The sequence below is a fragment of the Cellulomonas sp. ES6 genome, from assembly GCF_030053835.1.
GTDB lineage: Bacteria > Actinomycetota > Actinomycetes > Actinomycetales > Cellulomonadaceae > Cellulomonas.
On the sequence record NZ_CP125655.1, the window covers coordinates 221,083 to 246,055 of the forward strand.

Below are 24,973 nucleotides of genomic sequence, written 5' to 3' on the forward strand. Positions count from 1 at the left end.
TCCCACTACGGTCACCCGATGAGGGTCGAGCTCGTCACCGCAGTGCTGTGCGGCGTGCTCGGCCTCCTGATCGGCTCGTTCCTCAACGTGGTCGTCTGGCGCGTGCCCCGGCGAGAGTCCGTCGTGGCGCCGCCGAGCGCCTGCCCGCACTGCGGGCACCGCGTGCGTGCGCGGGACAACGTCCCGGTGCTGTCGTGGTTGGTGCTACGGGGCCGTTGCCGGGACTGCGGTGGACCGATCGCGGTTCGCTACCCCTTGGTGGAGGGCGGGACCGCGGTCGCCTTCGCGGCCGTCGCGTGGGTCACGGGGCCGTCGTGGACGCTCCCTGCGCTGCTGTACCTCGCAGCCGCGTCGATCGCGCTCGGGCTGATCGACCTCGACGTGCACCGGCTCCCTGACGCGATCGTGCTCCCCTCGTACCCGGTCTCGCTCGCGCTGCTCGCGCTGGCGGCGGCCGACCCGGGTGGGGAGCCGTCCTGGGGTGCGTTCGGTCGAGCTGTGCTGGGCGGGGCGCTCCTGCTCCTGGCCTACCTCGCGCTCGTCCTGGTGTACCCGGCGGGCATGGGCTTGGGCGACGTCAAGCTGGCCGGCTTGCTCGGCGTGTACCTGGGCTGGTTCGGCTGGTCCACGCTCGTCGTGGGGTGGTTCGCAGCGTTCCTGCTCGGTGGGCTGTTCGCCGTGGCCCTCGTCGTGCGCGGAGCCGCGGGACGCCGGACGCAGATCCCGTTCGGTCCCTGGATGCTGCTCGGCGCCTGGCTCGCGCTGCTCGTCGGCGAGCCGGTCGGAGCGTGGTACCTCGGCCTGCTGGGCTGAGCGGCTGACGTCCGCCTGCGCTCCTCAAGCGCGCGGGGTGCGCTGCCGATAGGTGCTCTAGTCCACCACCGGGAGGAGGAGCACGTGGCCGCACCGCGCGTCATCGGACTCGACATCGGCACCAGTGCGGTCCGGGCAGCAGAAGTCGCGCTGGCCCCGGCCGGGAAGCGCGTCAGAGCGGGCGCCACCCTCACCCGCTTCGGATCGCAGCCGCTCCCGCCCGGAGCGGTGCGCGACGGCGAGGTCGCGGAGCCGGAGATCGTCGCCGGGGCCATCCGGCGGCTGTGGGCGGAGCAGCGCTTCTCCTCGAAGGACGTCGCCATCGGCGTCGGCAACCAGCGCGTCATCGTCCGCGAGCTCGACCTGCCCTGGATGCCGCCGGACCAGATCCGCGCCGCACTCCCGTTCCAGGTGCAGGAGCTCCTCCCGATGCCGATCGACGAGGCGCTCCTCGACTACTTCCCGACAGGCCAGAGCGACAGTGCGCAGGGTCGGGTCATGCACGGGATGCTGGTGGCCGCGCAGCGGGACACCGTCCGGGCGAACGTCATGGCGGTCGAGTCCGCGGGCCTGCGTCCGCTGATGGTCGACCTGTCGGCCTTCGCCCTCATGCGCGCCGTTGTCCGCGGTCAGTACGCCGGGCGCGTGGTGGGTGTCGTCGAGATCGGCGCCAGCACCACGCAGGTCGTGGTCGCCGCTCACGGGGTCCCGCGCCTGGTCCGGACGATCCCGCTCGGCGGCCAGCAGGTCACGACCGCGCTGGCCTCTCGCCTCGGCATCGCGGCGCCCGAGGCGGAGAACCTCAAGCGAGAGGCCGGTATCGGGTTCCAGGCGCCGCCGGAGCTGCAGAGCGCGGGCGACGTCATCTCGTCGGTGGTCACCGGCCTCGTCGAGGCGATCCGCAACACGTTCGTGTACTACCAGGGCAACCACCCCGGAGCGGGGATCGAGGGCGTGCTGCTCACCGGCGGCGGCGCGCACCTCCCGGGCTTCGGTCAGTTCCTCGCGAGCGCGAGCAGGCTGCCCGTCGCGTACGGCGACGTCCTGGCGGACGTCCGGGTCGAGAAGGCGGTCGCGCCGATGATCGGGGACGGGATGGGCACGATGATGGCGATGCCGCTCGGGCTGGCCTACGGAGCGGCGGCATGACCGCCACCGTGGAGCGTCAGGGCTCCGACACCGTCGTCGCGCCGTCCCTGACGCCGATGGTGCCGCGTGTCAACCTGCTGCCGCCCGAGGTCCGGGAGGCGCGCGAGCTCAGTCGCGTGCGTCGCTGGCTGGCCATCGGCATCCTCGGCGTGCTGGGGGTCTGCGGCCTCGCGTGGGGTGCCTCGCTCGTGGTCGCGGCCGACGCGCAGGACGAGCTCGTGATGGCGCAGGCCGAGACCGGCCGGATCGCCGCCGACACGCAGCAGTACGCGGATCTCCAGCGCACGCAGACCGAGCTCGCCCGCGCGACCGACCTGCGTCGCATCGCGATGACGACCGACGTCGAGTGGAGCCAGTACCTCTGGTCGCTGGCCGTCACGGCGCCGGAGGGTGTGACGTTCGAGTCGATCGGGCTGCAGGCGGACTCGGTGGTCGGCACCCAGGAACAGCTGGTGACGCCGGAGTCGACGACCGAGGGCTTCGGGTCGGTGACCGTCGTCGCGCGCTCGTCGACGCTCCCGGACACGTCGGCCTGGGTCGAGCAGCTGCTCACCGTGCCGGGTGTGGTCGACGCGTGGGTCGGCTCGGCGACGTACAGCGGGGAGGACGGCACGATCTTCTACCGCGTGCAGCTCACGGCGACGCTGACCGAGGACGCGATGTCGGGCCGATTCTCCCCCGAGAAGGAGGGCTGAGCCGTGGCCACACGCAAGACCTGGGCCGCGGGGGCCGGCGTGCTCTCCGCCGGGCTGATGGCTGGGACGTGGTTCCTGGGCGTCTCGCCGGCGCTCTCCGACGCCTCCGACACACGCATCCAGACGGAGTCGGTCGAGGCGCAGAACGCGGGGCTGCAGGCGAAGCTCGACGCGCTCGTCGCGGACGCCCCGAACTTGTCCCAGTACGAGGCGCAGCTCGAGACGCTGCGCGCGGGGATCCCGACCGACGCCGACCTGACCGAGTACCTGCGGCGCATCGACGAGGTGGCAGCCGCGCGCGGCGTGACCGTCACCTCTGTCACCCCTGGCGTCCCGACAGGTGTCGTCCCGAGCCAGTCGCAGCTCGACGGGTCGGCGGCTCCGGCCGACGGTGCCGCTCCGACCGACGGGGCGACCGCGACCCCCGCTCCCAGCGCGACGCCCGGTACCGAGCAGGACGAAGCGCAGAGCCAGGCGCTCGCACAGGCGATGGCGGAGCTCGCGTCCCAGCTCGACGGGTTCCAGGCGGTCCCGATCTCGCTCACGGTGATGGGTTCCTTCCCGGCGACGACCGGGTTCGTCGGCGATCTGCAGTCCGCCGACGGTCGGCTCCTGCTGGTCACGGACGTGACCGTCACGGGTCAGCCGGAGCAGGCCGCGAGCGACGGGCGTCCTGCGACGCAGGAGGGCGACGCGGAGGTCGTGCTCTCCGGGTACCTGTTCGTGCTCGACGACCCGCGCCCCGATGACGGCGCCGACGACGACGGCACCTCCCCGCCGTCGGTGGAGCCGCAGGACTCCAGCCCTCTGTCGGGCGGTACCGCGGGGGCCTGACCCCCTCCCCGCGCCCCGGCCCACCCCGTGGACCGGGGCGCGGTGCTGCCCGCCCGACATGGGAGGATCGCGACCATGCTCCGTTGGTTGACGTCCGGTGAGTCGCACGGCCCCGCCCTGGTGGGCGTCCTGGAGGGCCTCCCCGCGGGTGTCGAGGTCGAGTCGGCCCACATCCGCGACGCGCTGGCGCGGCGGCGGCTGGGGTACGGCCGCGGCGCGCGCATGAAGTTCGAGCAGGACGAGGTGCGGATCCTCGGCGGCGTGCGCCTCGGGCTGTCGCAGGGCGGCCCGGTGGCGATCGAGATCGGCAACACCGAGTGGCCGAAGTGGGTCGACGTGATGTCGGCGGACCCGGTGGACGACCCGGAGAAGCTGAACCGTGCGCGCAATGCGCCGCTGACGCGGCCGCGGCCCGGGCACGCCGACCTGGTCGGGATGCGCAAGTACGCGTTCGACGACGCGCGTCCCGTGCTGGAGCGGGCGTCCGCGCGGGAGACGGCCACGCGGGTGGCGCTCGGCACGGTGGCGGCGCGGTTCCTGGAGCAGGCGGCGGGTGTCCGGCTGGTGTCGCACGTGGTGGGCATCGGCCCGGTGGCGGTCCCGGACGACGCGGCGCTGCCCGGCCCGGACGACGTCGCGGCGCTCGACGCGGACCCGGTGCGCTGCTTCGACGCGGCGACGTCGGCGGCGATGGTGGCCGAGATCGACGAGTGCCACAAGGACGGCGACACGCTGGGCGGAGTCGTCGAGGTGCTGGTGTACGGCCTGCCGTCGGGCCTGGGGTCGTACGTGCACGCCGACCGGCGCCTGGACGCCCGGCTCGCGGGCGCCCTCATGGGCATCCAGGCGATCAAGGGCGTGGAGGTCGGCGACGGGTTCCGCACGGCGACGCGGCGCGGGTCGCAGGCGCACGACGAGATGGAGCGCGACGCCGACGGCGTGATCCGGCGCCGCAGCAACCGAGCGGGCGGGCTCGAGGGCGGCATGACGAACGGCGAGGTGCTGCGCGTGCGCGCGGCGATGAAGCCGATCTCGACGGTGCCGCGCGCGCTGGACACGGTCGACACCGCCAGCGGCGAGCCGGCGAAGGCCCAGCACCAGCGCTCCGACGTGTGCGCGGTCCCGCCGGCGGCGGTCGTCGCGGAGGCGATGGTCGCGCTGGTGGTCGCGGACGCGCTGCTGGAGAAGACGGGCGGCGACTCGGTCGGGGAGGTGCGGCGCAACCTCGAGGCGTACGTCGCGTCCGTGCCCGACCTGCTGCGGTGACCGGTACCGGCCCGCGGGTCGTCCTCGTCGGTCCGCCCGGGGCGGGCAAGTCGACCGTCGCCGCGCTGCTCGCGTCGCGCTGGGGCGTCCCCGTGCGGGAGACCGACACGGACGTCGCCCGGGCGGCGGGGAAGCCGGTCGCGGACGTCTTCGTCGAGGACGGCGAGCCGCGGTTCCGGGAGCTCGAGCACGAGGCGACGCGGGCGGCGCTCGCCGCGGATGGCGTGGTGCTCGCGCTGGGCGGCGGCGCGGTGCTGCACCCGGCGACCGGTGAGGCGCTGCGGGCCTACCGCGCGCGCGGCGGCGTCGTGGTGCTGCTGGAGGTGTCGTTGCGGCACGCCGCGCCGCGCGTGGGGTTCAACCAGGCGCGACCGCTGCTGCTCGGCAACCCGCGGGCGCGCTGGCAGCAGCTCCTGGAGGAGCGCCGCCCCGTGTACGAGCAGGTCGCGTCGTGGTCGGTGGCGACCGACGGGCGCACGCCGGAGCAGGTCGCGGACGAGGTCGCCGCGCGGATCGCCGAGGGCGGCGAGGGCGGGCACGGCGAGGTCGACGGAGGGACGGGCGCATGAGCGGCGGCGGGGCACGGGCGGTCGAGGTCCGCGGGGAGCGGCCGTACGAGGTGCTGATCGGCCGGCACCTGCTGGGCGAGCTCCCGCGCCTGCTGGGCGACGGCGTCCGGAAGGTCCTGGTCATCCACCCCGCGGCGCTGGCCGCGACGGCCGAGACGGTCCGCGAGGACCTGACCGCCCAGGGCTACGAGACGCTGCTGGCGGAGGTCCCGGACGCGGAGCCGGCCAAGACGGCGCAGGTGGCGGCGTTCTGCTGGCAGGTGCTGGGGCAGGCCGACTTCACGCGCAGCGACGCGGTGGTCGGACTCGGCGGGGGCGCGACGACGGACCTCGCGGGCTTCGTGGCCTCGACGTGGCTGCGGGGCGTGAAGGTCGTGCAGGTGCCGACGACGCTGCTCGCGATGGTCGACGCGGCCGTCGGCGGGAAGACGGGCATCAACACCGCCGAGGGCAAGAACCTGGTGGGCACGTTCCACCCGCCGGCCGGGGTGCTGTGCGACCTGGCGGCCCTGGAGAGCATGCCGCGGCACGACTACGTCGCGGGGCTGGGCGAGGTCGTGAAGTGCGGGTTCATCGCCGACCCGCGCATCCTCGACCTGGTCGAGGCGCACCGCGACGAGATCACCGACCCGGTGCGCGGCGCCGCGTCGCCGGTGCTGGCCGAGCTCGTCGAGCGGTCGGTGGCGGTGAAGGCCCGGGTCGTGGGGGAGGACCTCACCGAGCAGGGGCTGCGCGAGATCCTCAACTACGGCCACACGCTGGGCCACGCCATCGAGCACGTGGAGCGCTACTCGTGGCGGCACGGCGCCGCGGTGTCGGTGGGCATGGTGTACGCCGCCGAGCTCGCGCGGCTCGCGGGGCGCCTGGACGAGGCCGTCGTCGCGCGGCACCGGTCGGTGCTCGAGGGCCTCGGCCTGCCGACGTCGTACCGCGGCGACCGCTGGGACCAGCTCCACGCGGCGATGCGGCGGGACAAGAAGACCCGGGGCGACCGTCTGCGGTTCGTCGTGCTGGACGACGTGGCCCGGCCGGCGCGGCTGGAGGGCCCCGACCCGGCGCTGCTCGTGGCGGCGTACGCCGAGATCTCCGAGGGCGTCGCCGCCCCGCGCGGCCTCTCGCTGGGCTGACACCGGACAAGGCCACAGCCTTGTTCGCCCCGATACAAGGTCCAGACCTTGTATCTGATCGACACAAGGTCGTAGCCTTGTGCGCATGTGGATCATGACCGTCGACCAGCAGGACAGCCGGCGCGTGGGCGACCGCGTCGCCGTGCTGCTCGACGCGCTGGGGGGTGAGGCGTCCCCGCTCACCGCGGCCGGGCCCGGGGCGGTGGTCCTGCCGTTCGAACGCACCGTCGGGGACGAGGTCCAGGCCGTGCTGGGCGATCCCGCGCTCGTCGTGTCGCTCACGCTGCACCTGGTGCGGATCGGCGGCTGGAGCGTCGGCATCGGCGCCGGGGAGGTCGACGAGCCGCTGCCGGCGACGTCCCGGGAGGCGTCCGGCGGGGCGTTCATCCACGCCCGCGAGGCCGTCGAGGCGGCGAAGTCCCGCTCGCGCACGGTGCCGGTGGCCGTCCGCGGCGCCGACCCGTCCGCGGCGGCCGAGTCCGAGGCGGTGCTCGCGCTGCTCGGCGCCGTCGTCGCCCGCCGGACGGCCGCCGGGTGGGCCGTCGTCGACCGCATGACGCCGGTGCCGGGCGCCGAGCCGCCGCGGCAGGAGGACGCCGCCGCGGCGCTGGGCATCAGCCAGCAGGCCGTCAGCGAGCGCCTGCGCACGGCGCTCTGGGCCGAGGAGCTCGCCGCCCGGCCCGCCGCGGCGCGCCTGCTCCGCCTCGCGGCCGGACCCCGGGACGATGGGTCGGCCGTCGAGGGGGAGGAGCCGGCATGACGCCGCTGTGGGGGACCGTGGTCGTGGTGGCCGCGCTGGCCGTCAGCGCGGGGCTCGGCTGGGTCGCCGCGGCCGGTGTGCTGCGGCTCGCCGACCGCGGGGGACGCCGCTCCGGCCCAGCGCCCCGATCGGGACCGCCCGCCGCCGAGCCCGCGAACGAGCACCGGCGCGAGTACCGCAAGGGCCGGGTCAACCGGCGCGCCCAGGGCGGCGCGCCCCGCGGCGGCGACGGGCCGGACGGCGACCGGGCGCGCGCCAGGCTGCGCGGTGGCACCTGGATCGGTGTCCTGGAGCGCCTGGCCGTCACCGGGACCCTGCTGGCGGGCGAGCCCGGGGGTGTGGCGGTCGTCGTGGCGGTCAAGGGTCTCGGGCGCTACCCCGAGCTGCGGGCGGGCGACGACTCCGGGGTCTCCGAGCGGTTCGTGATCGGGACGCTCGCGTCGCTGGTGTGGTCCGCGGGCGTCGGCGTGCTGGGACGCTGGCTGCTGCTGCGCTGACCGCCCGGCAGGTCCCGGGCCCGGCGGGGACGCCGGGTCACGGGTACCGGTCCCCGACTGCTTCGGGTCGACGCCCGAGGGCCGGTGGCTCGTGGAGCACGCGACGGCCTTCGGGTTCCTGGTCCGGTACGCCGCGGCGAACCGGGACGTCACCGGCTTCGCCCCCGAGGGCTGGCACCTGCGGCACGTCGCCGACGCGCGGGCGGTGGGGCTGCCGCGCGCGACGGTCCCACCGCCCGCACGGTACGATGGTCGGCGGCCCAGCCCCGTCCGCGACCCGCGGGCGCGCGTGGCGGCCCCCCGACCGACGCACCCAGGACAGGAAGCAGCGACACGTGGCGACGACGAACGACCTGAAGAACGGCACCGTGCTGAAGATCGACGGCCAGCTCTGGACGGTCGTCGAGTTCCAGCACGTCAAGCCCGGCAAGGGCGGCGCGTTCGTGCGCACCAAGCTCAAGAACGTCCTGTCCGGCAAGGTCGTCGACCGCACGTTCAACGCGGGCCTGAAGGTCGAGACCGCGAACGTCGACAAGCGCGACATGCAGTACCTGTACAAGGACGGCGACGACTTCGTGTTCATGGACACGGACACGTACGACCAGATCACCGTCCCGGCCGCCACGGTGGGCGACGCCGCGAACTTCATGCTCGAGAGCACCAACGCGATGGTCGCGACCAACGAGGGCGTGCCGCTGTACGTCGAGCTGCCGCCGTCGGTGACGCTCATGGTCACGTACACGGAGCCGGGCCTGCAGGGCGACCGCTCGTCCGCCGGCACGAAGCCCGCGACGCTCGAGACCGGGTACGAGATCCAGGTGCCGCTGTTCCTCGAGGCCGACACCAAGGTCAAGGTCGACACCCGCGACGGCAGCTACCTGGGTCGCGTGAACGACTGAGGTGGGAGCCCGTACCAAGGCCCGCAAGCGGGCCCTCGACGTCCTCTTCGAGGCCGAGCAGCGGCGGCTCGACCCGCTGACGCTGCTCGCGGAGCGGATCGCGCAGCCGGGAACCGAGGCGGCGCTGCCGCAGTACTCGGTGGAGCTCGTCGAGGGGGTGCAGGCGCACCGCGCCCGCATCGACGAGGTCATCGCCACCCACTCGCACGGCTGGACGATCGAGCGGATGCCCGCGGTCGACCGGGAGCTGCTGCGGCTCGGCGCCTGGGAGATCCTCTTCAACGACGACGTCCCGGACGCGGTCGCCGTCGACGAGGCGGTCGAGCTGGCGCGCAGCCTGTCGACGGACGAGTCACCGGGGTTCGTCAACGGCCTGCTGGGCCGCCTCGTCGACCTCAAGCCGACCCTCCTGGCCTGACACCCGCTCCGCCGCGCGGCCCCCGTCCCCCTCGTGGGACGGGGGCCGTCGTGCGTCGGGCCGGCGCCCGGGCGTGGCGAGGGTCACGGCGACCGGAGCGTGGACGTGCCGCGCCGGGCGCCGGGCCGGACGGTAGGGTGCCCGGGACAGGCATTCCTTTAACACCGTCCCGTGAGGCGGGGAAGGAGAGGCCCGGATGACCTCCGGCACCCCCGTGCCCGACGACGTGAACGTCGAGGGCACCACCGCGACCGTCGTGCTCGGCGAGCAGGACGTGGCCCGCGCGCTGACGCGCATCGCCCACGAGATCCTCGAGCGCAACAAGGGCGGCGACGACCTCGTCGTCCTCGGCATCCCGACCCGCGGCGTCCCGCTGGCGCAGCGCCTCGCGCAGCGGCTGGCCGCCGTCGAGCCCGGCCTGGTGGCCGAGGAGCTGGTCGGCAGCCTGGACGTGACGATGTACCGCGACGACCTGTCGCAGCACCCCACCCGGGCGATCGGCGCGACGAGCGTCCCGGCGCGCGGCGTGGACGGCAAGGTCGTGGTGCTCGTGGACGACGTCCTGTACTCGGGCCGCACGATCCGCGCCGCCCTGGACGCGCTGAACGACCTGGGCCGGCCCCGGGCGGTGCAGCTCGCGGCGCTGGTGGACCGCGGGCACCGCGAGCTGCCCATCCGCGCGGACTACGTCGGCAAGAACCTCCCGACGTCGACCGCCGAGCGTGTCCGCGTGCTGCTCGCCGAGACCGACGGCCGGACGGCCGTGGTCATCGAGGGGGCGGCGCGATGAGGCACCTGCTCTCGACGGCCGACCTGGACCGTGCCGCGGCGATCCGGGTGCTCGACACGGCCGCCCAGATGGCCGCGACCCAGGGCCGCCAGATGAAGAAGCTGCCGACGCTGCGCGGCCGCACTGTGGTCAACCTGTTCTTCGAGGACTCGACGCGCACGCGGATCTCGTTCGAGACGGCCGCCAAGCGGCTGAGCGCCGACGTCATCAACTTCTCGGCCAAGGGGTCGAGCCTGTCCAAGGGCGAGTCGCTCAAGGACACGGCGCTGACCCTGCAGGCGATGGGCGCGGACGCGATCGTCATCCGGCACCAGGCGTCGGGCGCGCCCCACACGCTGGCGCACGCGGGCTGGACGGACGCCGCGGTGGTGAACGCGGGCGACGGGATGCACCAGCACCCCACGCAGGCGCTGCTGGACGCGTTCACGATCCGCCGGCACCTGATTGGGGTCCCGGGCAACCCGGACGGCGTCGGCCACGACCTGGACGGCCTGCACGTGGCCGTCGTCGGGGACGTGCTGCACAGCCGGGTCGCCCGCTCGAACGTCGACCTGCTGCACACGCTCGGCGCCCGCGTGACGCTGGTCGCGCCGCCCACGCTGCTGCCGGTCGGTGTGGGTCCGTGGCCGGCGGAGGTGTCCTACCGCTTGGACGACGTGCTCGCGCAGGGCCCCGACGCGGTGATGATGCTGCGCGTGCAGCGGGAGCGGATGTCGACGGCGGGGGGCGGGTTCTTCCCGAGCCCGCTGGAGTACACCCGGCTGTACGGCCTGGACGCGCGGCGGCTGGCCGGGCTGCCGGACCACGCGATCGTCCTGCACCCCGGCCCGATGAACCGGGGGCTGGAGATCTCGGCGGACGCCGCGGACTCGCCGCGGTCGGTGATCGTCGAGCAGGTCGCGAACGGCGTCGCCGTCCGGATGGCGGTGCTGTACCTGCTGCTCGCGGGCGACGGCGACACCGGCGCCCCGCCGGCGACCGGCGCCGTCCCCGCCCTCACCAGCACGGCCGGCACCACCGGCACCGCCGGCACCGCCGCCACGACCTCCGGAGCGACCGCATGACCACCCAGTACCTGCTCAAGGACGTCGCGCCGCTGGGCGGCGACCGCACGGACGTGCTGATCGCGGGCGGCCTGGTCGCGGCCCTCGGCGCCGAGGCGGGCGACGCGGCGGAGAACGCCCCGGACGACCTGCACGTCATCGACGCCACGGGCATGGTCCTGCTGCCCGGTCTGGTCGACCTGCACACGCACCTGCGCGAGCCGGGGCGGGAGGACGCGGAGACGGTCGCGTCCGGCACCCGCGCGGCGGCGCTCGGGGGCTTCACCGCGGTGCACGCCATGGCGAACACGACGCCGACGCAGGACACGGCGGGCGTCGTCGAGCAGGTGTGGCGCCTGGGCCGCGAGGCCGGCTGGGTGGACGTCCACCCGGTGGGCGCCGTCTCGGTCGGCCTGGCGGGGGAGCACCTGGCCGAGCTGGGCGCGATGGCGGACTCCGCGGCCCGCGTCCGGGTGTTCAGCGACGACGGGAAGTGCGTGCACGACCCGGTGCTCATGCGCCGCGCGCTGGAGTACACCAAGGCGTTCGACGGCGTGGTGGCCCAGCACGCGCAGGAGCCGCGGCTCACCGAGGGCGCGCAGATGCACGAGGGCGTCGTCTCGGCGGAGATCGGGCTCGCGGGCTGGCCGGCCGTCGCGGAGGAGGCGATCATCGCCCGCGACGTGCTGCTGGCCGAGCACGTCGGCTCCCGGCTGCACGTGTGCCACCTGTCGACCGCCGGCTCCGTCGAGATCGTCCGGTGGGCGAAGTCGCGCGGCATCGACGTCACCGCGGAGGCGACGCCGCACCACCTCGCGCTCACCGACGAGGAGGTGCGCGGCTACGACCCGGTGTTCAAGGTCAACCCGCCGCTGCGCACGCAGGCCGACGTCGACGCGGTCCGCGAGGGCCTGGCCGACGGCACCATCGACATCGTCGCCACCGACCACGCCCCGCACACCCGCGAGGACAAGGACTGCGAGTGGGCGGCGGCCGCGTTCGGCATGACCGGGCTGGAGACCGCCCTGTCCGTCGTGCAGCAGACGATGGTCGACACGGGCCGGATGACCTGGGCCGACGTGGCGCGCGTGCTGTCGACGACGCCCGCGCGCATCGGGCGGGTCGCCGACCAGGGCCGGCCGATCGCGGTGGGGGAGCCCGCCAACCTCGTGCTGGTCGACCCCGAGGCCCGGCGCGTCGTCGTCCCCGAGGAGCAGGCGACCGCCTCGGCGAACTCGCCGCTGCGCGGGCGGGAGCTGCCCGGGCGCGTCGTCGCGACGTTCCTGCGGGGCCGCGCGACCGTGCTCGACGGGGTGCCGCAGGACGACCCCGCGCGGGCCGGGTACGCCGCCGGCCGGGTGACGCCCTGATGCCGCCCTGGCTCTCGGTCACGCTGCTCGTGCTGCTCGGAGCATGCCTGCTGGTCGGCATGGCCCGCGGCTGGCGGCGCCTCACGCGCGGCACCGGCGAGGTGCCGGCGCCCCCCGCGGTGCCCGGCGAGGACGAGCTCGGCGACGCGCGGACCGCCGCGTTCGAGGCCACGTACGTCTCGACCACGCGGGCCGGCGACTGGCTCGACCGCGTGGGCGCCCACGGGCTGGGCGTCCGCTCGGCGGCGACGGTGCAGGTGCGCGACGCGGGTGTGGTGCTGCGACGACGAGGCGCGCCGGACGTGTTCGTCCCGCGCGCGGCGCTGCGCGCGGTCGGCACCTCCGGCGGCATGGCCGGCAAGGTCGTCGGCGGCGAGGGGTTGGTCGTCCTGACCTGGGTGCCCTCGTCGGAGGACGACCCGCGCGGCCTCGACACCGGTCTGCGGCTGCGGCACGCCCACGAGGCGGACGAGCTGCGCGCGGCCACCCACGGACTCATCGGAACGGCGCCCGCCCCCGCGGGTGAGGAGGAGAGCTCATGACGGACGCACTGCTGGTCCTGGAGGACGGGCGGACGTTCGCCGGCGAGGCCTACGGGGCCACCGGGCGGACGGGCGGCGAGATCGTCTTCAACACCGGGATGACCGGCTACCAGGAGACGCTGACCGACCCCAGCTACCACCGCCAGATCGTCGTGATGACCGCGCCGCACATCGGCAACACGGGCGTCAACGACGAGGACCCGGAGTCGGGTCGCATCTGGGTGTCGGGCTACGTGGTCCGGGACCCCGCGCGGCGCGCGTCGAGCTGGCGCGCGGACCGCACGCTGGACGAGGAGCTCGCCGCGCAGGGCGTCGTGGGCATCTCGGGCATCGACACCCGCGCCCTGACCCGGCACCTCCGCGAGCGCGGCGTGATGCGCGCCGTGATCCTGTCCGGCGACGCGCTGCTGGACGAGCAGGGCCGGCCGCTGCCCACCGAGCAGGTCGTCGCCCAGGTGCAGGCGCTGCCCGCGATGTCCGGCGCCGACCTGGCGGGCGAGGTGTCCACCGACACCGCGTACGTCGTGCCGGCCCTCGGGCCGGACGGTGCGCCGCTGGCCGAGCCCGTCGCCCGCGTCGCGGCCGTCGACCTCGGCATCAAGGCCATGACGCCGCACCGGATGGCGGAGCGCGGCATCGAGGTGCACGTGCTGCCGGCGCAGTCGACCATCGACGACGTCCTGGCCACGGCCCCCGACGGCGTGTTCTTCTCCAACGGCCCGGGCGACCCGGGCGCCGCGACGCACGAGGTGGAGCTGCTCCGCGAGGTGCTGGACCGGCGGATCCCGTTCTTCGGCATCTGCTACGGCAACCAGATCCTCGGGCGCGCACTGGGCTACGGCACGTACAAGCTCGGGTACGGGCACCGCGGCGTGAACCAGCCGGTGCTCGACCGTGCGACCGGCCGCGTCGAGATCACCGCGCACAACCACGGCTTCGCGGTCGACGCGCCGCTCGACGAGGTGTCCGTCGCGCCGCACGACGGCGGGCGGTACGGCCGCGTGACCGTCTCGCACGTCGACCTCAACGACGACGTCGTCGAGGGCCTCGCGGCGCTCGACCTGCCGGCGTTCTCCGTGCAGTACCACCCGGAGGCCGCCGCCGGCCCGCACGACGCCGCCTACCTGTTCGACCGGTTCCTGGACCTGATGCGCGAGCCGTCCGCAGGTGCCGCAGCAGCCGGCCAGGCCACCGACGTCACCGACTCCCCGAAGGGCGCCTGATGCCTCGCCGCACCGACATCCACTCCGTCCTCGTCATCGGCTCGGGCCCGATCGTCATCGGCCAGGCCGCGGAGTTCGACTACTCCGGCACCCAGGCGTGCCGCGTGCTCAAGGAGGAGGGCCTGCGGGTCGTCCTCGTGAACTCCAACCCGGCCACGATCATGACCGACCCGGAGTTCGCCGACGCGACCTACGTCGAGCCGATCACCACCGAGGTGCTCACCGCGATCATCGCCAAGGAGCGCCCCGACGCGATCCTGCCGACCCTGGGCGGCCAGACCGCGCTCAACGCCGCGATCGCGCTGGACGAGGCGGGCGTGCTCGAGCAGTACGGCGTCGAGCTGATCGGCGCCAACATCCCCGCCATCCAGAAGGGCGAGGACCGCGAGCAGTTCAAGCAGGTCGTCGAGGTCTGCGGCGGCGAGTCCGCCCGGTCCGCGATCGTGCACACCGTCGACGACGCCCTCGGCGCCGTCGAGGACCTCGGCTACCCGGTGGTAGTCCGGCCGTCCTTCACCATGGGCGGCCTCGGGTCCGGCATCGCGTACGACGAGGCCGACCTGCGCCGCATCGTCGGGCAGGGCCTGCACTACTCGCCGACCACCGAGGTGCTCCTGGAGGAGTCGATCCTCGGCTGGAAGGAGTACGAGCTCGAGCTCATGCGCGACAAGCACGACAACGTCGTGGTCGTCTGCTCGATCGAGAACGTCGACCCGGTGGGCGTGCACACCGGCGACTCGGTGACGGTGGCCCCGGCGCTCACGCTGACGGACCGGGAGTACCAGCGGCTGCGGGACATCGGCATCGCGGTCATCCGCGAGGTCGGCGTCGACACCGGCGGCTGCAACATCCAGTTCGCGGTGAACCCCGACACCGGCCGCATCATCGTCATCGAGATGAACCCGCGCGTGTCCCGGTCCTCCGCGCTCGCGTCGAAGGCCACCGGGTTCCCGATCGCGAAGATCGCCGCGCGTCTGGCCGTCGGCTACACGCTGGACGAGATCCCGAACGACATCACCGGGTCCACGCCGGCGTCGTTCGAGCCGACGCTCGACTACGTCGTGGTCAAGGTGCCGCGGTTCGCGTTCGAGAAGTTCCCGGCCGCCGACCCGACGCTCACCACCACGATGAAGTCCGTCGGCGAGGCCATGGCGCTCGGCCGCAACTTCACCGAGGCGCTCGGCAAGGCCATGCGGTCGATCGACCGGAAGGGGTCGACGTTCCACTGGGACGGCGAGCCGCTCACCGGCGACGCGCTCGACGCGCTGGTCGCCACGATCTCCCGCCCGACCGAGCACCGGCTGATCGACGTGCAGCAGGTGCTCCGCGCCGGCGTGTCGGTGGACGAGGTGTACGCCCGCACCGGCATCGACCCGTGGTTCCTCGACCAGGTGCAGCTCGTGAACGAGGTCGCGGCCGAGACCGCCGCGGCGCCCGAGCTCACCGCGGCCGTGCTGCGCCGGGCCAAGCGGCACGGCCTGTCCGACGCGCAGGTCGCCGCCCTGCGCGGGGTCAGCGAGGACGTGGTGCGCGTCGTGCGGCAGGCGCTGGGCGTCCGGCCCGTCTACAAGACGGTCGACACCTGCGCCGCCGAGTTCGCCGCCCGCACGCCGTACCACTACTCGGCGTACGACGAGGAGACCGAGGTCGCCCCGCGCGAGCGGCCCGCGGTGCTGATCCTCGGCTCCGGGCCGAACCGCATCGGGCAGGGCATCGAGTTCGACTACTCCTGCGTGCACGCGACGCTGGCGCTCAAGGGCGAGTACGAGACCGTCATGGTCAACTGCAACCCCGAGACCGTGTCGACCGACTACGACACCGCCGACCGGCTGTACTTCGAGCCGCTGACCTTCGAGGACGTCCTCGAGGTCTACGAGGCGGAGAAGGCGGCCGGCCCCGTCGCCGGCCTCATCGTGCAGCTCGGCGGGCAGACCCCGCTGTCGCTCGCGCAGCGGCTCGCCGACGCCGGCCTGCCGATCCTCGGCACGCCGCCCGCCGCGATCGACGCCGCCGAGGACCGCGGGGCGTTCGGTGCGGTCCTGGCCGCCGCCGGGCTGCCGGCGCCCGCGTTCGGCACCGCGACCACGCTCGACGCCGCGAAGGCCACCGCGAACCGGATCGGGTTCCCCGTGCTGGTGCGCCCGTCGTACGTGCTCGGCGGCCGCGGCATGGAGATCGTCTACTCCGACGAGCAGCTCACCGAGTACGTCGAGCGCGCGCTGGCCGAGGCCACCGCGCGCGGCGGGGCGCTGCCGCCGCTGCTGATCGACCGGTTCCTCGACGACGCCATCGAGATCGACGTCGACGCGCTGTACGACGGCACCGAGCTGTTCCTCGGCGGCGTCATGGAGCACATCGAGGAGGCCGGCATCCACTCCGGCGACTCGGCGTGCGTGCTGCCGCCCGTGAGCCTGTCGGAGTCCGAGCTGCAGCGGATCCGCGCGTCCACCGAGGCGATCGCCGCGGGCGTCGGCGTGCGGGGCCTGCTGAACATCCAGTTCGCCCTGGTCTCCGACGTGCTCTACGTGCTGGAGGCCAACCCGCGGGCGTCGCGCACCGTGCCGTTCGTCTCCAAGGCCACGGGCGTGCCGCTCGCCAAGGCCGCGGCGCTCGTCATGACGGGCCGGTCCATCGCGGACCTGCGCGCCGCGGGCCTGCTGCCGGCCGACGACGCGAGCGTGATCGACCTCGACGCGCCCATCGCCGTCAAGGAGGCGGTGCTGCCGTTCAAGCGGTTCCGCACCGGCGACGGCACCGTGGTCGACACCGTGCTCGGCCCGGAGATGCGGTCCACCGGCGAGGTCATGGGGTTCGACACGGACTTCCCGACGGCGTTCGCGAAGTCGCAGTCCGCGGCGTTCGGCGGCCTGCCCACGTCGGGCCGGGCGTTCATCTCGGTGGCCGACCGCGACAAGCGGTCGATCGTGTTCCCGGTGAAGCGCCTCGCGGAGCTCGGGTTCGAGATCCTCGCGACCGAGGGCACCGCGGCCGTCCTGCGCCGCAACGGCATCGCCTCCCGGGTGGTCCGGAAGTTCTCCCGCGGCCGCGGACCGGCGGGGGAGCCGACCATCGTCGACCTCATCACCGCCGGCGAGGTCGACATCGTCGTCAACACCCCCTCCGGGCAGGGCGCGCGCGCCGACGGCTACGAGATCCGCGCCGCGACGACGGCCGCCGACAAGGCGATCGTCACGACGGTGCAGCAGCTCGGCGCCGCGGTGCAGGGCATCGAGGCGGCGCTCGCCGGGCCGTTCGGCGTCGCCAGCCTCCAGGAGCACGACGCGGCGACCGCCGCTCGGCGCGCGGCCGGGGCCACGGCGTGAGGCCCTTCGGCGCCCGCCTCGCGGACGCGATGGCGGAGCACGGGCCGCTCTGCGTCGGCATCGACCCCCACGCCTCGCTGCTGGAGGCGTGGGGGCTGCCGGACGACGCCGCGGGCGTGCGGCGCTTCGCGCTGACGGTGATGGAGGCCGTGGGCGGCCGGGTCGCCGCGGTGAAGCCGCAGTCCGCGTTCTTCGAGCGCCACGGCGCCGCCGGGGTGGCCGTCCTCGAGGAGGTCGTCGCCGCCGGGCGCGAGACCGGCACGCTCGTGGTCGTCGACGCCAAGCGGGGCGACATCGGCTCCACCATGGGCGCGTACGCCGACGCCTACCTGCGGGACGGCTCGCCCCTGGCCGGCGACGCGCTGACGGTCTCGCCGTTCCTCGGGTTCGGCTCGCTGGCCCCGGCCGTCGAGGCGGCCGCCGCCACGGGCCGCGGGTTGTTCGTGCTCGCGCTCACCTCGAACCCTGAGGGCGCCGCCGTCCAGCACGCCCGGGACGCCGAGGGCGTCGCCGTGGCGGACCGGGTGGCCCGGGAGGCGGCGGCGGCCAACGCGGCCGAGCTCGCGACCCACGGCGGGTCGCTGGGGTCGACGGGGCTGGTGGTCGGCGCGACCACCGGCGACGCGGCCGAGCGGCTGGGGGTCGACCTCGCGGCCGTGCGCGGCCCGCTGCTCGCGCCCGGCGTGGGCGCGCAGGGGGCGGGAGCGGCCGAGCTCGCCGCGGTGTTCGGCTCGGCGCGCCCCGCGGTGCTGGCCTCCAGCTCGCGGGGCGTGCTCGCCGCGGGGCCGGACGCGCGGGCGCTGCGGGACGCGGCGCGGCGGGCGGCCGACGAGGCGGCGCGCGCGCTGCGGTGAGGACCGCGGCGCTGCGGTCGGGACGACGGCTCCGTGGTGGGGACGGCGGCCCGCGAGCGGGGCCCTGAGCACGCCGCTCCGGGCGCGCGGCCACCGGATTTCGGCTCGACACGCTGCCGGAACGTGCCGGGACGGGCGGGGCGTGCCATCCTCGGGTGATGGGGTCCACGTCGGTCCTGGCGCGGTGTCGCACCGGGGTCCCTGCGGATCACGTATGTTCCATGTCCCTGCCTCCTGACAGTGATGAGAAGGTGACTCACGTGGCACTTCCGACTCTCACCCCCGAGCAGCGCGCAGCGGCTCTCGAGAAGGCGGCAGCCGCCCGCCAGGCCCGCGCGGAGGTCAAGAACCGGCTGAAGTACTCGCAGGGATCGCTGTCCGAGGTCATCGCGCAGGGCCAGAAGGACGAGACGATCGGCAAGCTCAAGGTGCTGGCGCTGCTCGAGTCCCTCCCCGGAGTGGGTAAGGTCAAGGCGCGCCAGATCATCTCCGAGATCGGCATCTCGGAGACCCGCCGGGTGCGCGGCCTCGGCCCGCACCAGGTCAAGGCGCTGGTCGACCGGTTCGGGTGAGCCGGACGCCCTCCCCGTCCCCGGCCCGGTGAGGGCCGCACAACTCCAGGAGCACCAGACCGCATGACGACGCCGCGCGCCCGGCTGACCGTCCTCGCCGGACCGACCGCCGTCGGCAAGGGCACCGTGTCCGCCGACCTCCGTGCCCGGTACCCGCAGGTCTGGCTGTCGGTCTCCGCCACCACCCGCCCGCCGCGGCCGGGGGAGGTGGACGGCGTCCACTACCACTTCGTGTCGCCCGAGCAGTTCGACGCGATGGTGGCGGACGGCGAGCTCCTGGAGTGGGCGGTCGTGCACGGCCGCAACCGCTACGGCACCCCCCGGCGGCCCGTCGAGGACCGGCTGGCCGCCGGGGAGCCCGCGCTGCTCGAGATCGACCTGCAGGGCGCGCGTCAGGTCCGCACGACCATGCCCGACGCGCAGTTCGTCTTCCTCGCCCCGCCGTCGATGGAGGAGCTGGTGCGCCGGCTCGTCGGGCGCGGCACGGAGGACGCCGAGGAGCGCGCTCGCCGGCTGGCGACCGCCGAGGTGGAGATGGCCGCGGAGTCCGAGTTCGACCACGTCATCGTGAACGACGACGTGCGGCGCGCCACCGACGAGCTGGTCGCCCTGATGGGCCTGCCGGCCGCGGTAGACTGACCGGCAGTCCCCACCCTTCGACAACGGGAGCCACCGTGTCCGGAACCGTCGCCGAGCCCATCGGCATCACCGACCCGCCCATCGACCGCCTGCTCGAGCGCGCGGACTCCAAGTACGCGCTGGTCATCTACTCGGCCAAGCGCGCGCGCCAGATCAACGCCTACTACTCCCAGCTCAACGAGGGCCTGCTCGAGTACGTCGGCCCGCTGGTGGAGACCCGCCCGCAGGAGAAGCCGCTGTCCATCGCGATGCGCGAGATCGACGCCGGCCTCCTGACGGTCACCGCCCAGAACGAGGGCTGAGGCCCCGGGGCGCGGCGTGCGCATCGTCCTGGGCGTCGCGGGCGGCATCGCCGCGTACAAGGCGGCGCACGTGCTGCGCCTGCTCACCGAGGCGGGCCACGAGGTCCGCGTCGTGCCCACGCGCGCCGCGCTTGAGTTCGTCGGGCGCGCCACGTGGGAGGCCCTGTCCGGGCACCCGGTGACGCCCGAGGTGTTCGACGACGTCGACGAGGTGGCGCACGTGCGCCTCGGGCGACAGGCCGACCTGGTCGTCGTCGCGCCCGCCACGGCGGACCTGCTGGCGCGCGCCGCCTCGGGCCGCGCCGACGACCTGCTCGCCGCGACGCTGCTGACGGCGACGTGCCCGGTGCTCATGGCGCCGGCGATGCACACCGAGATGTGGCAGCACCCGGCGACGCGGGCGAACGTCGCCACCCTGCGGCAGCGGGGCGTGCACGTGCTCGACCCCGACAGCGGCCGGCTGACCGGCGCCGACAGCGGCCCGGGCCGGCTGCCCGAGCCGGAGGCGGTCGTCGACGCCGCCCTCGCGCTGGTCGACCCCGAGGGCAAGCCCCGCACGCCGGACCTGCTCGGCCTGACGGTCGTGGTCTCCGCGGGCGGGACCCGCGAGCCGCTGGACCCGGTGCGGTTCCTCGGCAACCGGTCGTCCGGGCGCCAGGGGGTCGCGCTCGCCCGCACGGCGCTGGCCCGCGGCGCGCGCGTCACGCTCGTCGCCGCGAACCTGCAGGTCCGGCCGCCCGCCGGCGTGCGGGTGCTCCCCGTCGAGACGACCGCCCAGCTGCAGGACGCCGTGCGCGGGTGCGCCGTCGACGCCGACGTGGTCGTCATGGCCGCCGCGGTGGCCGACTTCCGCCCCGCCGCGGGCAGCGACCACAAGATCAAGAAGTCCGCCGACGGCAGCGTCGCGCCGCTGGAGCTGGTGCAGAACCCGGACGTGCTCGCCGGGCTGGTCGCGGACCCGCCCCGGCCCGGGCAGGTCGTCGTGGGCTTCGCGGCCGAGACGGGCGACGCCACCGGCGACGTGCTGCACCACGGCCGGGAGAAGGCGCGCCGCAAGGGGGCCGACCTGCTGGCCGTCAACGCGGTCGGCGGCGGGCTCGGCTTCGGGACGGACGACAACGCCGTGACCGTGCTGGACGCCACGGGGGAGGTCGTCGGGCACGTCGCGGGGACCAAGGACGCCGTCGCCGACGGGCTGTGGGACGCGGTGGTCCACAGGCTCGGCCGCTGACGGTCGGCGGGGGCCGATAGCCTGTGCGCATGACCGCCGACATGCGCCTCTTCACGTCCGAGTCCGTCACCGAGGGCCACCCGGACAAGGTCTGCGACCAGATCTCCGACGCGATCCTGGACGCGATCCTCGAGCAGGACCCGGGTGCCCGCGTGGCGGTCGAGACGATGGTGACCACCGGCCTCGTGCACGTCGCCGGCGAGGTGACCACCAGCGCCTACGTCGAGATCCCCCAGATCGTCCGGCAGGTGGTGCGCGGCATCGGCTACACCTCCTCGGAGATCGGCTTCGACGCCGACTCGTGCGGCGTGTCGGTGTCCATCGGGCAGCAGTCGCCCGACATCGCGCAGGGCGTCGACAAGGCGTGGGAGTCGCGGCACGACGCGGAGGACCACGACCCGCTCGACCTGCAGGGCGCCGGCGACCAGGGACTCATGTTCGGCTACGCCAGCGACGAGACCCCCGGTCTCATGCCGCTGCCGATCTGGCTGGCGCACCGCCTGGCCGAGCGCCTCGCCGTGGTGCGCAAGGAGGGCGTGGTCCCGGACCTGCGCCCGGACGGCAAGACGCAGGTCACCATCGGCTACGAGGGCGACCGGGCGGTCCGGCTCGACACGGTGGTGCTGTCCACCCAGCACGGTCCGGGCGTGCAGCTCGAGACCCAGCTCGAGCCCGCGATCGCCGCCGAGGTCGTCGCCCCCGTGCTCGCCGAGGCCGGCATCGACCTGGACACCGACGGGTACCGCCTGCTCGTGAACCCGACCGGGCAGTTCGTGGTCGGCGGACCGCAGGGCGACGCCGGCCTGACCGGTCGCAAGATCATCGTCGACACCTACGGCGGCATGGCGCGGCACGGCGGCGGCGCGTTCTCGGGCAAGGACCCGTCGAAGGTCGACCGCTCCGCCGCGTACGCGATGCGCTGGGTGGCGAAGAACGTCGTCGCGGCCGGGCTGGCGCGGCGGTGCGAGGTGCAGGTGGCGTACGCCATCGGCAAGGCGCACCCCGTGGGGCTGTACGTCGAGACGTTCGGCACCGGTGAGGTGCCGGACGTCCGGCTCACCGACGCGATCCGCCAGGTGTTCGACCTGCGCCCGGCCGCGATCATCCGCGACCTCGACCTGCTGCGGCCCGTGTACCGCCGCACCGCGGCGTACGGGCACTTCGGGCGCGAGCTGCCCGGCTTCACGTGGGAGCGCACGGACCGCGCGGACGCCCTGCGCGCGGCGCTGTCCTGACCGACGTGACCGGCGCGGCGGCGCGCGGGGAACCGGCGGGCGTCCCCGAGCAGCCCGTGCTCGCGGGGCTCGACGCGCCGGCCCGCCCGCGGCGGCGCGCGCGGGCGCGGGACGTCGACGTCGAACCGGCGGGTGCGCTGCCGGTCGCGCGGGTGGCCGTCGAGCTCTCGCCGCCGCACCTCGACCGCCCGTTCGAGTACCTGGTCCCCGCCGCGCTCGACGAGGCGGCGCGCCCGGGCACGCGCGTCAAGGTGCGGTTCGGGTCGCAGGACGTCGAGGGGTACCTGCTCGAGCGTGTCGCCGAGGCCGACCACGACGGCGGGCTCGTCCCGCTGCGCCGGGTCGTGTCCGCCGAGCCGGTGCTGACGCCCGCGGTCGCGCGGCTCGCGCGGGCGGTCGCGGACCGGTACGCGGGCACGCTGCCCGACGTGCTGCGGCTCGCGATCCCGCCGCGGCACGCCCGCACGGAGAGCGAGGTGCCCGGCGCCCCGGCGGGACCGCGTGCCGCGACGACGCCGGCGGAGCCGGGTGCCGCGACGACGCCGGCGGAGCCGGGTGCCGTCGTCGACCCGGCGGCGCCCGTCGCCGAGCGGCCCGCGCCGGCCGGGACCGCCTGGGCGCCCTACCGCGGCGGCCCGGCGTTCCTCGCGCACCTCGCGGCCGGCGGTGCGCCGCGTGCCGCGTGGTCCGCGCTGCCGGGGCCGGCGGGGGAGCGGTGGCCGGCCGCGGTGGCGCAGGCCGTCGCCGCGACCCTGTCGAGCGGGCGCGGCGCGCTCGTCGTGGTCCCGGACGCCCGCGACGTCGACCGCGTCTGCGCCGCCCTGGAGGCCGCGGGCGTGCCCGCGTGGACGCCCGACGGCACGGACGCCTCCCACGTGCGGCTCATGGCGGACGACGGGCCGGCACGCCGGTACCGGTCGTACCTCGCCGCGCTGCGGGGGCTCGCGCGGGTGGTGGTCGGCACGCGCGCCGCCGCGTTCGCGCCCGTGCGGGACCTGGGCCTGGCGGTGTGCTGGGACGACGGCGACGACCTGCACGCCGAGCCGCGCGCGCCGTACCCGCACGTGCGCGAGGTGCTCGCGCTGCGCTCCGACTCCGAGGGCTGCGCGCTGCTGCTGGCCGCGCACGGCCGCTCCGTCGAGGTCCAGGCGCTCGTCGCGTCGGGCTGGGTGCGTCCGGTCACCGCCGACCGGACCGTGGTGCGCGCCCGCACGCCGCGCGTGCGCGCCCTCACGAGCGTGGAGCTGGCCCGCGAGGGCGCCGCGGCCGCCGCGCGCCTGCCGGGGGAGGCCTGGCGCACCATCCGCGAGCGGCTGGCGCACGGTCCCGTCCTCGTGCAGGTGCCGCGGGCCGGCTACCTGCCCGCGGTGGCGTGCGCCCGGTGCCGTCAGGTCGCGCGCTGCGGGCACTGCCACGGCCCGCTGCAGCTGCCGTCCGGCGACGGGACGGCGCAGTGCGGCTGGTGCGGGCGGCTGGCGACCCGGTGGCGGTGCGACGCGTGCGGGAACGGGACGTTCCGGTCGGTGGCCGTGGGGTCCGACCGCACGGCGGAGGAGCTGGGGCGGGCGTTCCCCGGGGCGACCGTCCGCACGTCGGGGGCCCGGTCCGCCGGGGGCGTGCTGGCGGAGGTCCCGGACCGGCCCGCGCTCGTGGTGTCCACCCCGGGCGCCGAGCCCGTCGCGCCGGCGGGGTACGCGGCGGCCGTGCTGCTGGACGCCGCGGTGACGACCGGGTCCACGTCGCTGCGCGCCACCGAGGACGCGCTGCGGCGGTGGCTCGCGGCGGCGGCGCTCGTGCGGCCGGGGCCCGACGGGGGCGTGGTGCTGCTCGTCGGCGACGGCGCGGAGCGCCCCACCCAGGCGCTCGTGCGGTGGGACCCGGCGGGCCTCGCGGAGCGGGAGCTCGCCGAGCGGACGGAGGTCGGCCTGCCGCCGGCGGTCCGCGTGGCGGAGCTCACCGGCACGCGCGAGGTGGTGGCGGGCGTGCTCGCGCGCGTCGAGCTGCCGCCCGGTGCCGACGTGCTGGGCCCGGTGCCGCTGCCGGGCGACGACTCGCTCGACCCGCCCGTGCGCACGCTCGTGCGGGTCCCCGTGGCGGAGGGCCGGGCGCTGGCCCGGTCGCTCGCCGCGTCCCTCGCCGTGCGCAGCGCCCGCCGGGAGGGCGGGACGGTGCGGGTGCGGCTCGACCCGGAGGAGATGCTGTGAGCGGCGCCGTCGACGCGGTGGTGTTCGACCTGGGGAACGTCCTGGTGCGGTGGGACCCCGTCCTGCCGTTCGCGGGGGTGCTGGACGAGGCGGAGGTCGAGCGGTTCTTCGCGGACGTCGGCTTCGCGGAGCTGAACCACCAGCAGGACGCGGGACGGCCGTGGGCCGAGGCGCGCGCGGAGGTGGCCCGCCGCCACCCGGAGCACGTCGCGACCCTCGACCTCTACGTCGAGCGGTTCCCCCTGTCCCTGCCGGGTCCCGTTCCGGGCAGCGCGGCCGTCGTCGACGAGCTGCGGGCCGCGGGTGTCCGGGTGCTGGGGCTGACCAACTGGTCCGCCGAGACGTTCCACCACGCGGCACCGGTCGCGCCCGTGGTCGACCGGCTCGAGGCGGTGCTGGTGTCGGGCCGCGAGGGGGTGGCCAAGCCGGACCCGCGCGTGTTCCGGCTGCTCGCCGACCGGTACGGCCTGGTGCCGGCGAGGACGCTGTTCACCGACGACAGCCCGGTGAACGTCGCCGCGGCGGCCGCGGAGGGGTTCCAGGCGGTGCTGTTCACCGGCGCGGCGGAGCTGCGGGCCGAGCTGGTGGCCCACGGGGTCCTGCCCCCGACGGCCTAGG

General features: G+C 75.3%; 25 protein-coding genes and 1 pseudogene. All 26 read left to right on the plus strand.

Features of this window, described 5'->3' with window-relative positions; all coding sequences use genetic code 11:
* Positions 1–18: 18 nt before the first annotated feature.
* The 26 genes and pseudogenes from P9841_RS01000 (at position 19) to P9841_RS01125 (ending at position 24,972) form a co-directional block, all read left to right on the plus strand.
* Positions 19–813 carry a prepilin peptidase gene (locus P9841_RS01000; protein ID WP_283320271.1) on the plus strand — a complete coding sequence of 265 codons (795 nt, stop codon included), beginning with the start codon at positions 19–21 and terminating at the stop codon, positions 811–813.
* A gap of 84 nt (positions 814–897) precedes the next feature.
* Complete coding sequence (gene pilM / locus P9841_RS01005; protein ID WP_283320272.1) at positions 898–1,962, plus strand: type IV pilus assembly protein PilM; 1,065 nt, start codon at positions 898–900, stop codon at positions 1,960–1,962.
* On the plus strand, positions 1,959–2,657 hold the full coding sequence (locus tag P9841_RS01010) for a PilN domain-containing protein (protein ID WP_283320273.1): 699 nt from the start codon (positions 1,959–1,961) through the stop codon (positions 2,655–2,657). Before pilM ends, P9841_RS01010 begins: the two co-directional genes overlap by 4 nt.
* A gap of 3 nt (positions 2,658–2,660) precedes the next feature.
* Positions 2,661–3,491 carry a hypothetical protein gene (locus P9841_RS01015; RefSeq protein ID WP_283320274.1) on the plus strand — a complete coding sequence of 277 codons (831 nt, stop codon included), beginning with the start codon at positions 2,661–2,663 and terminating at the stop codon, positions 3,489–3,491.
* Between the two features lie 75 nt (positions 3,492–3,566).
* Complete coding sequence (aroC, locus tag P9841_RS01020; RefSeq protein ID WP_283320275.1) at positions 3,567–4,757, plus strand: chorismate synthase; 1,191 nt, start codon at positions 3,567–3,569, stop codon at positions 4,755–4,757.
* The gene (locus P9841_RS01025; RefSeq protein WP_283320276.1) at positions 4,754–5,326 is read left to right on the plus strand and encodes a shikimate kinase; all 573 of its coding nucleotides are present in this window, start codon (positions 4,754–4,756) and stop codon (positions 5,324–5,326) included. The genes aroC and P9841_RS01025 overlap by 4 nt, the downstream gene beginning before the upstream one ends.
* Entirely contained in the window at positions 5,323–6,453 is a 1,131-nt protein-coding gene (gene aroB, locus P9841_RS01030; protein ID WP_283320277.1) for a 3-dehydroquinate synthase, read from the plus strand. Before P9841_RS01025 ends, aroB begins: the two co-directional genes overlap by 4 nt.
* Positions 6,454–6,538: 85 nt before the next feature.
* A complete protein-coding gene (locus P9841_RS01035) occupies positions 6,539–7,213 on the plus strand; it encodes a hypothetical protein (protein WP_283320278.1) in 675 nt (224 codons plus the stop codon).
* Positions 7,210–7,710 (plus strand): hypothetical protein, encoded by a 501-nt coding sequence (locus tag P9841_RS01040; RefSeq protein WP_283320279.1) that lies wholly within the window; start codon positions 7,210–7,212, stop codon positions 7,708–7,710. The genes P9841_RS01035 and P9841_RS01040 overlap by 4 nt, the downstream gene beginning before the upstream one ends.
* A gap of 67 nt (positions 7,711–7,777) precedes the next feature.
* Positions 7,778–7,891: pseudogene (locus P9841_RS01045) on the plus strand (D-alanyl-D-alanine carboxypeptidase family protein); the annotation flags it as partial.
* A gap of 154 nt (positions 7,892–8,045) precedes the next feature.
* Positions 8,046–8,609: an elongation factor P gene (efp, locus tag P9841_RS01050; RefSeq protein ID WP_222169439.1), complete on the plus strand. Its 564-nt coding sequence runs from the start codon at positions 8,046–8,048 to the stop codon at positions 8,607–8,609.
* A gap of 1 nt (position 8,610) precedes the next feature.
* Positions 8,611–9,027, plus strand: a complete 417-nt coding sequence (gene nusB, locus P9841_RS01055; RefSeq protein WP_222169438.1) for a transcription antitermination factor NusB — start codon at positions 8,611–8,613, stop codon at positions 9,025–9,027.
* 196 nt (positions 9,028–9,223) lie between these two features.
* Complete coding sequence (pyrR, locus tag P9841_RS01060) at positions 9,224–9,817, plus strand: bifunctional pyr operon transcriptional regulator/uracil phosphoribosyltransferase PyrR (RefSeq protein WP_283320280.1); 594 nt, start codon at positions 9,224–9,226, stop codon at positions 9,815–9,817.
* Entirely contained in the window at positions 9,814–10,881 is a 1,068-nt protein-coding gene (locus tag P9841_RS01065; RefSeq protein ID WP_283320281.1) for an aspartate carbamoyltransferase catalytic subunit, read from the plus strand. The genes pyrR and P9841_RS01065 overlap by 4 nt, the downstream gene beginning before the upstream one ends.
* Positions 10,878–12,230, plus strand: coding sequence for a dihydroorotase (locus P9841_RS01070; protein WP_283320282.1), 1,353 nt, complete (start codon positions 10,878–10,880; stop codon positions 12,228–12,230). Before P9841_RS01065 ends, P9841_RS01070 begins: the two co-directional genes overlap by 4 nt.
* On the plus strand, positions 12,230–12,772 hold the full coding sequence (locus tag P9841_RS01075) for a PH-like domain-containing protein (RefSeq protein WP_283320283.1): 543 nt from the start codon (positions 12,230–12,232) through the stop codon (positions 12,770–12,772). Before P9841_RS01070 ends, P9841_RS01075 begins: the two co-directional genes overlap by 1 nt.
* A complete protein-coding gene (gene carA / locus P9841_RS01080) occupies positions 12,769–13,995 on the plus strand; it encodes a glutamine-hydrolyzing carbamoyl-phosphate synthase small subunit (protein ID WP_283320284.1) in 1,227 nt (408 codons plus the stop codon). The genes P9841_RS01075 and carA overlap by 4 nt, the downstream gene beginning before the upstream one ends.
* Entirely contained in the window at positions 13,995–17,318 is a 3,324-nt protein-coding gene (gene carB, locus P9841_RS01085) for a carbamoyl-phosphate synthase large subunit (protein WP_283320285.1), read from the plus strand. The genes carA and carB overlap by 1 nt, the downstream gene beginning before the upstream one ends.
* Positions 17,315–18,172: an orotidine-5'-phosphate decarboxylase gene (gene pyrF / locus P9841_RS01090; RefSeq protein WP_283320286.1), complete on the plus strand. Its 858-nt coding sequence runs from the start codon at positions 17,315–17,317 to the stop codon at positions 18,170–18,172. The genes carB and pyrF overlap by 4 nt, the downstream gene beginning before the upstream one ends.
* Before the next feature lie 260 nt (positions 18,173–18,432).
* On the plus strand, positions 18,433–18,744 hold the full coding sequence (mihF, locus tag P9841_RS01095; RefSeq protein WP_166937670.1) for an integration host factor, actinobacterial type: 312 nt from the start codon (positions 18,433–18,435) through the stop codon (positions 18,742–18,744).
* Positions 18,745–18,807: 63 nt separating this feature from the next.
* Complete coding sequence (gene gmk / locus P9841_RS01100) at positions 18,808–19,383, plus strand: guanylate kinase (RefSeq protein ID WP_283320287.1); 576 nt, start codon at positions 18,808–18,810, stop codon at positions 19,381–19,383.
* Positions 19,384–19,418: 35 nt separating this feature from the next.
* A complete protein-coding gene (gene rpoZ / locus P9841_RS01105; RefSeq protein ID WP_283320288.1) occupies positions 19,419–19,685 on the plus strand; it encodes a DNA-directed RNA polymerase subunit omega in 267 nt (88 codons plus the stop codon).
* 16 nt (positions 19,686–19,701) lie between these two features.
* Entirely contained in the window at positions 19,702–20,916 is a 1,215-nt protein-coding gene (coaBC, locus tag P9841_RS01110; protein WP_283320289.1) for a bifunctional phosphopantothenoylcysteine decarboxylase/phosphopantothenate--cysteine ligase CoaBC, read from the plus strand.
* 29 nt (positions 20,917–20,945) lie between these two features.
* A complete protein-coding gene (gene metK / locus P9841_RS01115; protein WP_283320290.1) occupies positions 20,946–22,151 on the plus strand; it encodes a methionine adenosyltransferase in 1,206 nt (401 codons plus the stop codon).
* 5 nt (positions 22,152–22,156) lie between these two features.
* Complete coding sequence (locus P9841_RS01120; RefSeq protein ID WP_283320291.1) at positions 22,157–24,355, plus strand: primosomal protein N'; 2,199 nt, start codon at positions 22,157–22,159, stop codon at positions 24,353–24,355.
* The gene (locus tag P9841_RS01125; protein WP_283320292.1) at positions 24,352–24,972 is read left to right on the plus strand and encodes an HAD family hydrolase; all 621 of its coding nucleotides are present in this window, start codon (positions 24,352–24,354) and stop codon (positions 24,970–24,972) included. The genes P9841_RS01120 and P9841_RS01125 overlap by 4 nt, the downstream gene beginning before the upstream one ends.
* The last annotated feature ends 1 nt before the right edge of the window (position 24,973 follow it).

Excerpts from the sequence above, each read along its gene's own strand:
- P9841_RS01070 (WP_283320282.1), top strand. The coding sequence starts at position 10,878 with ATGACCACCCAGTACCTGCTCAAGGACGTCGCGCCGCTGGGCGGCGAC.
- carA (WP_283320284.1), top strand. The coding sequence starts at position 12,769 with ATGACGGACGCACTGCTGGTCCTGGAGGACGGGCGGACGTTCGCCGGC.
- metK (WP_283320290.1), top strand. The coding sequence starts at position 20,946 with ATGACCGCCGACATGCGCCTCTTCACGTCCGAGTCCGTCACCGAGGGC.
- P9841_RS01035 (WP_283320278.1), top strand. The coding sequence starts at position 6,539 with ATGTGGATCATGACCGTCGACCAGCAGGACAGCCGGCGCGTGGGCGAC.
- P9841_RS01010 (WP_283320273.1), top strand. The coding sequence starts at position 1,959 with ATGACCGCCACCGTGGAGCGTCAGGGCTCCGACACCGTCGTCGCGCCG.
- P9841_RS01000 (WP_283320271.1), top strand. The coding sequence starts at position 19 with ATGAGGGTCGAGCTCGTCACCGCAGTGCTGTGCGGCGTGCTCGGCCTC.
- aroB (WP_283320277.1), top strand. The coding sequence starts at position 5,323 with ATGAGCGGCGGCGGGGCACGGGCGGTCGAGGTCCGCGGGGAGCGGCCG.
- P9841_RS01040 (WP_283320279.1), top strand. The coding sequence starts at position 7,210 with ATGACGCCGCTGTGGGGGACCGTGGTCGTGGTGGCCGCGCTGGCCGTC.
- pyrR (WP_283320280.1), top strand. The coding sequence starts at position 9,224 with ATGACCTCCGGCACCCCCGTGCCCGACGACGTGAACGTCGAGGGCACC.
- carB (WP_283320285.1), top strand. The coding sequence starts at position 13,995 with ATGCCTCGCCGCACCGACATCCACTCCGTCCTCGTCATCGGCTCGGGC.
- aroC (WP_283320275.1), top strand. The coding sequence starts at position 3,567 with ATGCTCCGTTGGTTGACGTCCGGTGAGTCGCACGGCCCCGCCCTGGTG.
- gmk (WP_283320287.1), top strand. The coding sequence starts at position 18,808 with ATGACGACGCCGCGCGCCCGGCTGACCGTCCTCGCCGGACCGACCGCC.
- P9841_RS01075 (WP_283320283.1), top strand. The coding sequence starts at position 12,230 with ATGCCGCCCTGGCTCTCGGTCACGCTGCTCGTGCTGCTCGGAGCATGC.
- P9841_RS01065 (WP_283320281.1), top strand. The coding sequence starts at position 9,814 with ATGAGGCACCTGCTCTCGACGGCCGACCTGGACCGTGCCGCGGCGATC.